Origin of the sequence: Pseudomonas spelaei (assembly GCF_009724245.1) — a bacterium.
GTDB lineage: Bacteria > Pseudomonadota > Gammaproteobacteria > Pseudomonadales > Pseudomonadaceae > Aquipseudomonas > Aquipseudomonas spelaei.
Genome location: NZ_WNNK01000033.1, coordinates 38,473 through 46,927 on the forward strand (window position 1 = coordinate 38,473; position 8,455 = coordinate 46,927).

Below are 8,455 nucleotides of genomic sequence, written 5' to 3' on the forward strand. Positions count from 1 at the left end.
GGGGAGGGAAGTTCGGGGTACAAGTTCCGGACCGCTAGGGCGTGGTCCAGATATCTGCCAACACTTAACACAACATAGGAGCATTGAAGGGCTTCACCACCCATTCAGTAACTCTGAGTAACCTTTCACGGGTTAAGTTCCGGCAAGCCAAAAAAACTATTGGAAATAACGCTCGGCGATTTCCGGTCCAAAGTGCTGCCAAGCGTTTGCCGCGACATGATGTCGCGGCAAAGCGGTGCTTTTAGTGTGCCTCGTCCCAGTTGTTGCCCACCCCGACTTCCACCAACAACGGCACATCCAGCTTCGCCGCACCACTCATGTGCTCGCGAATCTTCTCGCTGACTTCGGCCACCAGATCCTCACGGACTTCAAGCACCAGTTCGTCGTGTACCTGAAGAATAACCTTGGCATCCAGGCCCGACGCGGTCAGCCAGTCGTCCACTTTGACCATTGCTTTCTTGATGATGTCCGCTGCGGTGCCCTGCATCGGCGCGTTGATCGCCGTACGCTCTGCGCCGGCGCGCTCCTGAGGCCTGTTGGAATGGATATCCGGCAGATACAACCGGCGTCCGAACAGCGTTTCGACGTAACCCTGATCAGAAGCCTGGGCACGGGTGCGTTCCATATACTCGCGAACCCCGGGATAGCGGGCGAAGTAGACATCGATGTAAGCCTTGGCCGTCTTGGTGTCGACGCCAATGTCCTTACCCAGCTTCTGCGCCCCCATACCGTAGATCAGGCCGAAGTTGATCGCCTTGGCACTGCGGCGCTGATCGGACGTGACCTCATCCAACTCAACCTTGAACACCTCGGCCGCCGTGGCCGTGTGAACATCCAGGTTGTCGCGGAACGCATTCAGCAAACCTTCGTCCTTGGACAGGTGCGCCATGATGCGCAGTTCGATCTGCGAATAGTCCGCCGCCAGCAACTTGTAACCCTTGGGGGCGACGAAGGCCTGACGGATACGCCGGCCTTCGGCGGTACGCACCGGAATGTTCTGCAGGTTCGGATCGCTGGAGGAGAGCCGCCCGGTCGCAGCCACGGCCTGATGGTACGAGGTGTGAATACGTCCGGTGCGTGGGTTGATCTGCTCGGGCAACCGATCGGTGTACGTGCTTTTCAACTTGCTCATGCTGCGGTACTGCATCAGTACCTTGGGCAACGGATAGTCATCTTCGGCCAGCTTGGCCAGCACTTCCTCAGCGGTAGAGGCCTGGCCCTTGCCAGTCTTCTTCAGTACCGGCAGCCCCAGTTTTTCGTAGAGGATCGCCCCCAACTGCTTGGGCGAGCCGAGGTTGAATTCCTCACCGGCGATCTCAAACGCCTCACGCTCCAGCGCCACCATCTTGTTGCCCAGCTCAATGCTCTGGACACCCAGCAGCTCGGCATCCACCAGGGCGCCCTGGCGCTCGATGCGGGCCAACACAGGAACCAGCGGCATCTCGATGTCCGTCAGCACACTGGCCAGACTCGGCAAAGCGGTAAGCTGTTCGTACAGTGCCTGGTGCAAGCGCAGGGTCACATCGGCGTCTTCAGCCGCATAGGGGCCGGCCTGCTCAAGGGGAATCTGGTCGAAGGTCAGTTGCTTGGCGCCCTTGCCGGCAATGTCCTGGAAGCTGACCGTGTCATGGTCCAGGTACATTTTCGCCAGGCTGTCCATGTCGTGCCGGGTTGCCGTGGAATTCAGTACGTAGGATTCGAGCATGGTGTCGAAGGCGATACCGCGCACGGTGATGCCGCACGCAGGGTCACCGCCGATGGCGCAGTTGGCCAGGATGTTCATGTCGAACTTGGCGTGCTGGCCGACTTTGAGTTTTTGCGGATCTTCCAGCAGTGGCTTCAAGGCCAGCAGGACGGTATCCCGGTCCAATTGCTCCGGCACGCCGATATAGGAATGGGTCAACGGAATGTAGGCCGCTTCATTGGCTTGCACGGCAAAGGACACGCCCACCAACTGTGCTTGCTGGGCGTCGATCCCGGTGGTTTCGGTATCGAAGGCAAACAACTTCGCTTCGTTGAGCTTCTTCAACCAGACGTCAAATCGAGCCTGGTCGAGGATGGTTTCGTACACAGGCTCAGCAGGAACCGACGCGACCGCCTCAACCGCTTCCACAACGGCAGAAGCCACCGGAGCAGCCTCGGCAACCGCCTTCAGCTCGACACGCTTGGCGTCGCGCTGAATCTCTTCGTACCAGCTCTTGAATTCAAGCAGGGTGTAAAGCTCAAGCAGCTTTTCACGATCAGGCTCGATCAGGTGCAAATCTTCCAGCCCAACGTCCAATGGCACATCAATCTTGATGGTCGCCAACTGATAGGAGAGGAAAGCCATTTCCTTGTGCTCTTCGAGCTTGGCCGGCAGGGTCTTGGCCCCCCGAATCGGCAGGGTCGGAACGATGTCGAGCTGCTCATAGAGCTCTTTCAAACCACCGTTGACGCCCACCAGCAAGCCGGAAGCGGTCTTCGGACCAATGCCTGGAACGCCTGGGATGTTGTCGGACGAATCCCCCATCAGCGCCAGATAGTCGATGATCTGCTCGGGAGCGACACCGAATTTCTCCTTCACGCCTTCAATGTCCATGGCGCTACCGGTCATGGTGTTGACCAAGGTAATGTGCCCGTCCACCAGCTGTGCCATGTCCTTGTCGCCGGTGGAGATCACCACCGGTCGGTTGGCGGCCGCGCTGCTGCGGGCCAGGGTGCCGATCACGTCATCGGCCTCGACGCCTTCGACGCACAGCAGCGGGAAGCCCAGGGCGATCACGCTTTGGTGCAGCGGCTCGATCTGCAGGCGCATGTCATCAGGCATGCTCGGGCGGTTGGCCTTGTATTCGGCGTACATCTCGTCGCGAAATGTCCCGCCCTTGGCGTCGAACACCACCGCAAACGGACTGTTCGGGTACTGCTTGCGCAGGCTTTTGAGCATGTTCAACACGCCCTTGACCGCACCGGTCGGCAGGCCTTTGGAAGTGGTCAGTGGTGGCAACGCGTGGAAGGCGCGGTACAGGTATGAAGAACCGTCCACCAGGACGAGGGGGGCTTGGCTCATGAGCAGGATCAACCTTTTCGGCGGGTCAGGCGCTAGAATAGCCGGACCAATGACGACAAAGGGACAAGGTTATCATGCGCACACTAAATCGCCTGTTGCTGACGGGCTTGATTGCATTCGTTCCACTGGCTGCCGTCGCGGCAGACACTGCGCCTTCAGCAGATCCGGAAGTGACCATCCGCACCGAAGGCGACAAAACGATCCAGGAATACCGTCAAAACGGCTTCCTGTATGCGATCAAGGTCACCGTCAAGGGCGCACCACCGTATTTTCTGGTGCGCGCGGACGGAACCGATGCGAACTTCATCCGCTCGGACCAGCCGGATATGCTGATTCCGTCATGGAAGATCTTCGAATGGAAATGATTTCTTAACTTAAACCGGCGCTGCACCCAGCAGCGCCCGTAATGGCAGTTTTAACCATGTCTGTGTTCACCCCCCTGGCTCGGCCTGAGCTGGAAACCTTTCTTGCCCCTTACGGGCTCGGCCGCCTGCTTGACTTCCAGGGGATTGCCGCCGGTAGCGAAAACACCAATTTCTTTATCAGCCTGGAACAGGGCGAGTTTGTCCTGACCCTGGTTGAGCGTGGCCCTGTGCAGGAAATGCCGTTCTTCATCGAACTGCTGGACGTGCTCCACGATGCCAACCTGCCGGTGCCGTACGCCCTGCGCACCACCGATGGCGTGGCCTTGCGCGAACTCGCCGGAAAACCGGCACTGCTGCAACCGCGCCTGGCAGGCAAGCACATCAAAGACGCCAACGCCCAGCATTGCGTGCAAGTGGGTGAGCTGCTCGGTCACCTGCACCTGGCCACTCAAGGCAAGAAGGTGCTGGAACGCAAGACCGATCGCGGGCTGGACTGGATGCTCAGCGAAGGCACGCAACTTATCTCGCACCTGGGCGAGGAGCCCCGGCGCCTGCTGCAAGACGCTCTGGACGAGATCGAGCAGCACAAGGCGCACATCCTCGCGCTGCCCCGGGCCAATATCCACGCCGACCTGTTTCGCGACAACGCGATGTTCGAAGGCACGCACCTGACCGGGCTGATCGACTTCTACAACGCCTGCTCCGGGCCGATGCTGTACGACGTGGCCATTGCCTTGAATGACTGGTGTTCGGACGCCAATGGCGTGATCGACGGGCAACGGGCGCGAGCGTTGCTGGGGGCGTATGCCGGACTGCGGCCGTTTACCGCGAAGGAAGCGCAGCTATGGCCGACGATGTTGCGGGTGGCTTGCGTACGGTTCTGGCTGTCACGGTTGATCGCGGCAGAATCCTTTGCCGGCCAGGACGTACTGATTCACGACCCGACCGAGTTCCAGCAGCGCTTGGCGCAACGCCAGCAGGTAACGACGCCGCTGCCGTTTGCCTTGTAAGTAATAGAACGAGGGTACTTGGTCAAAATGTGGGAGCGGCGGTGCAACTTGCTCGCGAAAGTTGTAGCCGCTTCGCGGGCTTGCTCGCTCCCACATTTGATCTGTGCTGTGGCTTACAACGACTCCAGGCAACCCGCCAAGTCGTTCCCCAGCTTCTCCAGCACCTGTTCATACCCTTGCGCCGTGGCCGGGGTGTAGCCGCCGAGGGCATCCAGTTCCGCCAGTTTCACCGGCAAACCGGCCACCAGCGTTTCCGCCAGCCGCGGGCGCAGCGGCGGTTCGCTGAATACGCAGGTCTTGCCCACTTCCTGCAACCGCGTACGCATCGCCGCCACATGCTGGGCACCCGGCTGCACTTCCGCCGCAACGCTGAACACACCCGTATGCTTGAGGCCATAAGCGTCTTCGAAATAATCGAACGCTTCATGGAACACGAAGTAAGGCTTGCCGACGACATCCACCATACGGGCTTTCAAGCGTGCATCCAGCGCATCCAGACGGCTATCAAAGGCTTTCACGTTGCTCTGATACCGCTCGGCATTGACTGGATCAGCGGCGCTAAGGTCCGCTGCCATACGGGCAGCGATCACCCGAGCATTAACCGACGACAACCATAAATGCGCGTCCAGGCTGCCTGGACGGTGATCGTGGTCATGTTCGTCGGCATCTTCGGCATGAGAGTGGCTATCTTCGGTGAAACGACGAAGCTTCATCCCCGGAAGATCCTGCACCGCCACCGTTGGCAAGCTGCGGCCTTTCAATACGCGCGGCAGAAAGCTTTCCATGTCCGGCCCGATCCAATACAGCAGCTCCACCGACTGCACGCGCCGTACGTCGGAAGGACGCAGCGCGTAGTTATGCGGCGACGCACCCGGCGGCAGCAACACCTCTGGAATCGCCACACCGTCCTGCACCGCAGCGGCGATCAATTGCAGGGGCTTGATGCTGGTCAGCACCCGAACCTCGGCCTGAGCAGTACCCGCAATGAATAAACTGGTGACAAATACGACAAAAATGGGAAAAAGTCTGGACACGATGACCACTCAAGGAGGCAGGAACAGGTAACATAATAACGTCTCTCACAAATATCTGTCGCCGCTCATGCCTAAAACACCGCTTGCCAGCCGTCCCCATGACCACTCTCACTGCGTGCACACCGCGCTGTCGGAGGCCGATGCCCTGTGCGCACGTCAAGGCCTGCGCCTGACCGCCTTGCGCCGTCGGGTGCTGGAACTGGTCTGGCAGAGCCACAAGCCCCTGGGGGCCTACGACATCCTCGGCGTGCTCAGCGAGCAGGACGGCCGCCGCGCTGCACCGCCGACGGTTTACCGTGCGCTGGACTTCCTGCTGGAAAACGGCTTGGTGCACCGCATCGCGTCCCTCAACGCCTTCGTCGGCTGCAATCACCCGGAGCATGCTCACCAGGGCCAGTTCCTGATCTGCCGTGAATGCCACGCCGCCATCGAGCTTGAACAAAAAAGCATCAGCGACAGCATCATCAAGAGCGCTGGCGAAGTCGGCTTCAAGGTCGAAGGGCAAACCGTCGAAGTGGTCGGCATCTGCTCGGGCTGCCAGGGGGCTTGATGAGCACTGCGCTAATCCGCCTGGAGCAGGTCGGGGTCACGTTCGCCGGGCAAAACGTGCTGGATAACATTGCGCTGAGCGTCGAGCCGGGGCAGATCGTCACCCTGATCGGCCCCAACGGTGCCGGCAAGACCACCTTGGTACGCGCTGTACTGGGTCTGCTCAAGCCCGACACCGGCAGCGTCTGGCGCAAGCCGAAGCTGCGGGTCGGCTATATGCCGCAAAAGCTGCACGTCGATCCGACCTTGCCGCTGTCGGTACTGCGCTTTCTACGCTTGGTGCCTGGTGTGGACCGCGCCCGAGCGCTGTCCGCCCTCAAGGAAGTCGGTGCCGAGCAGGTCATCGACAGCCCGGTGCAAAGCATCTCCGGTGGCGAAATGCAGCGTGTACTGCTGGCCCGAGCCCTGCTGCGCGAACCGGAACTGCTGGTGCTCGACGAGCCTGTGCAAGGCGTCGACGTCGCCGGCCAGGCCGAGCTGTACAGCCTGATCACCCGCTTGCGGGACCGCCATGGCTGCGGCGTACTGATGGTTTCCCACGATTTGCACCTGGTGATGAGCACCACCGACCAGGTGGTGTGCCTCAATCGCCACGTGTGCTGCTCCGGCCACCCTGAACAAGTCAGCGGCGACCCGGCCTTCGTCGAACTGTTCGGCAAGAACGCCCAGAGCCTGGCGATTTATCACCACCACCACGATCACGCCCATGACCTGCATGGTGCCGTGGTCGACGACACCTCCTCACCCCATAACCACGTTCATGGAGATAGCTGCAAGCATGGCTGATTTTCTGCTCTACGCCCTGCTGGCAGGCTTGGCTCTGGCATTGGTAGCGGGCCCGCTGGGCTCGTTCGTGGTCTGGCGGCGCATGGCCTATTTTGGCGACACCCTGTCCCACGCCGCACTGCTGGGCGTGGCCATGGGCTTTCTGCTGGATGTCAGCCCGACCATCGCCGTCACCGTCGGTTGCCTGCTGCTGGCGGTGCTGCTGGTGACCCTGCAACAGCGCCAGCCACTGGCCTCCGATACGTTGCTGGGGATATTGGCGCCAAGCACCCTGTCGCTGGGCCTGGTAGTGCTGAGCTTCATGCATGAAGTGCGGATCGACCTGATGGGCTACCTGTTTGGCGATCTGCTGGCGATCAGCCCGACGGACCTGGCCTGGATCCTCGGTGGCAGCGCGGCGGTGCTGATGCTGTTGGTGGCCCTGTGGCGCCCGTTACTGGCCATCACCGTCCACGAAGAACTGGCCACTGTCGAAGGCTTGCCCGTGGCGGCGCTGCGCATGACCCTGATGTTGCTGATTGCCGTGGTGATTGCTGTCGCAATGAAGATTGTCGGCGTATTGTTGATCACGTCGCTGCTGATCATTCCCGCCGCTGCCGCCCAGCGTCACGCCCGCTCTCCGGAGCAAATGGCGATTGGCGCAAGCCTGCTGGGAATGCTCGCGGTGTGTGGTGGCCTGGCACTGTCCTGGTTCAAGGACACCCCGGCCGGGCCGTCGATTGTGGTCACGGCGGCCGCCCTGTTTCTGCTGAGTTTTGTCCTGCCCCGCCGTGGGGTGTAGACTTGCTCGCTTTTTGCGCAATTAGAGAGTCGCAGGAATGAAGCTGTTCACCTCCCGTTATCTGCTCCTTGCCGCATTTTCCCTGCTGCTGGGCGCCTGCCAAAGCACCCCGCCCGTGCCCCCTGAGGCCCCGGACTCGCGGGCTTCGGCCATCGCACAGCTGGAACAAAACCTGGCCAGCAGTGAATTGGCCACCGCTGAAGACGAGCTCGCCGCACTGCAGGCCCAGTCACCCAACGACCCGACACTGGAGCCTTACCAGCGTCAATTGGCCGAAGCCTACTTGCAGCGCAGCCAGATCGTCTTGCAAAAAGGTGATGTCAACGCTGCCGCGACCGCCCTGAGCCGCGCCCGGGCGCTGATGCCCAAGGCCCCGGCGCTGACCGGAGGCGTCAACAGTGCCATCGCTCATGCCCGCAAAGCTGAGCTGGATAAGGCCGAAGCCGCCTTGAAAGCCGCCGAAGCCAAGCCACCGGCCAAAGTCATCGACCCAACCGCCGAAAGCACTACGGTTGCGCTGAACCTCACCGATATCGAGGAACTGCGCCATCAACTGGATGCGATTGCCACCGATGTGGTGAATTACCAGTGTGATGTGAGCATCCAGGCGCCCCGCACCCAGGACTACCCGTGGCTGGCCACATTACTGACCAAACGGGTGAAGCGGATCGATTCGGGGTATGACCTGAAGATTCACCGGCAGATTCTGAAAAACATCCCCGCCCAAGTGGTTTTGATTCCGCGCAAGGCTGAATAATGCCAATCGCAGGCAGGCCAGCTCCCACATTTGAATGGGTTCGCAATGCAAAATGTGGGAGCTGGCTTGCCTGCGATGAGGCTCGTACTGACAGCTCAATACTCAGCCCGCGAGCAACCACACCCCA

8 protein-coding genes are annotated in these 8,455 nt (G+C 60.7%); 6 read left to right on the plus strand and 2 right to left on the minus strand.

The window, feature by feature from the left end:
• Positions 1–241: 241 nt before the first annotated feature.
• Positions 242–3,046 carry a DNA polymerase I gene (polA, locus tag GNF76_RS26460; RefSeq protein WP_155586013.1) on the minus strand — a complete coding sequence of 935 codons (2,805 nt, stop codon included), beginning with the start codon at positions 3,044–3,046 and terminating at the stop codon, positions 242–244.
• A 74-nt stretch (positions 3,047–3,120) separates the two neighbouring features.
• Between polA and GNF76_RS26465 the strand changes: the two genes are divergently transcribed.
• Positions 3,121–3,411, plus strand: a complete 291-nt coding sequence (locus tag GNF76_RS26465) for a DUF2782 domain-containing protein (RefSeq protein WP_155586014.1) — start codon at positions 3,121–3,123, stop codon at positions 3,409–3,411.
• A gap of 56 nt (positions 3,412–3,467) precedes the next feature.
• Positions 3,468–4,421 carry a homoserine kinase gene (locus tag GNF76_RS26470; RefSeq protein WP_155586015.1) on the plus strand — a complete coding sequence of 318 codons (954 nt, stop codon included), beginning with the start codon at positions 3,468–3,470 and terminating at the stop codon, positions 4,419–4,421.
• Positions 4,422–4,534: 113 nt separating this feature from the next.
• Here GNF76_RS26470 and GNF76_RS26475 read toward each other — a convergent pair whose 3' ends face one another.
• The gene (locus GNF76_RS26475; RefSeq protein WP_178123604.1) at positions 4,535–5,464 is read right to left on the minus strand and encodes a metal ABC transporter solute-binding protein, Zn/Mn family; all 930 of its coding nucleotides are present in this window, start codon (positions 5,462–5,464) and stop codon (positions 4,535–4,537) included.
• 58 nt (positions 5,465–5,522) lie between these two features.
• On the opposite strand from GNF76_RS26475, the gene zur reads away from it, so the two are divergent.
• Genes zur through GNF76_RS26495 form a run of 4 tightly spaced genes read left to right on the plus strand, consistent with a single transcriptional unit; the run spans position 5,523 to position 8,328 of the window.
• On the plus strand, positions 5,523–6,005 hold the full coding sequence (zur, locus tag GNF76_RS26480; protein WP_155586016.1) for a zinc uptake transcriptional repressor Zur: 483 nt from the start codon (positions 5,523–5,525) through the stop codon (positions 6,003–6,005).
• A complete protein-coding gene (gene znuC / locus GNF76_RS26485) occupies positions 6,005–6,790 on the plus strand; it encodes a zinc ABC transporter ATP-binding protein ZnuC (protein WP_155586017.1) in 786 nt (261 codons plus the stop codon). Before zur ends, znuC begins: the two co-directional genes overlap by 1 nt.
• On the plus strand, positions 6,783–7,571 hold the full coding sequence (gene znuB / locus GNF76_RS26490) for a zinc ABC transporter permease subunit ZnuB (RefSeq protein WP_155586018.1): 789 nt from the start codon (positions 6,783–6,785) through the stop codon (positions 7,569–7,571). The genes znuC and znuB overlap by 8 nt, the downstream gene beginning before the upstream one ends.
• A gap of 37 nt (positions 7,572–7,608) precedes the next feature.
• Positions 7,609–8,328 carry a PA5502 family lipoprotein gene (locus GNF76_RS26495; RefSeq protein ID WP_155586019.1) on the plus strand — a complete coding sequence of 240 codons (720 nt, stop codon included), beginning with the start codon at positions 7,609–7,611 and terminating at the stop codon, positions 8,326–8,328.
• The last annotated feature ends 127 nt before the right edge of the window (positions 8,329–8,455 follow it).

Bases quoted from the DNA above. Each gene is read 5' to 3' on its own strand.
- GNF76_RS26470 (WP_155586015.1), top strand. From the start codon at position 3,468: ATGTCTGTGTTCACCCCCCTGGCTCGGCCTGAGCTGGAAACCTTTCTT.
- znuC (WP_155586017.1), top strand. From the start codon at position 6,005: ATGAGCACTGCGCTAATCCGCCTGGAGCAGGTCGGGGTCACGTTCGCC.
- polA (WP_155586013.1), bottom strand. From the start codon at position 3,046: ATGAGCCAAGCCCCCCTCGTCCTGGTGGACGGTTCTTCATACCTGTAC.
- GNF76_RS26495 (WP_155586019.1), top strand. From the start codon at position 7,609: ATGAAGCTGTTCACCTCCCGTTATCTGCTCCTTGCCGCATTTTCCCTG.
- GNF76_RS26465 (WP_155586014.1), top strand. From the start codon at position 3,121: ATGCGCACACTAAATCGCCTGTTGCTGACGGGCTTGATTGCATTCGTT.
- znuB (WP_155586018.1), top strand. From the start codon at position 6,783: ATGGCTGATTTTCTGCTCTACGCCCTGCTGGCAGGCTTGGCTCTGGCA.
- zur (WP_155586016.1), top strand. From the start codon at position 5,523: ATGCCTAAAACACCGCTTGCCAGCCGTCCCCATGACCACTCTCACTGC.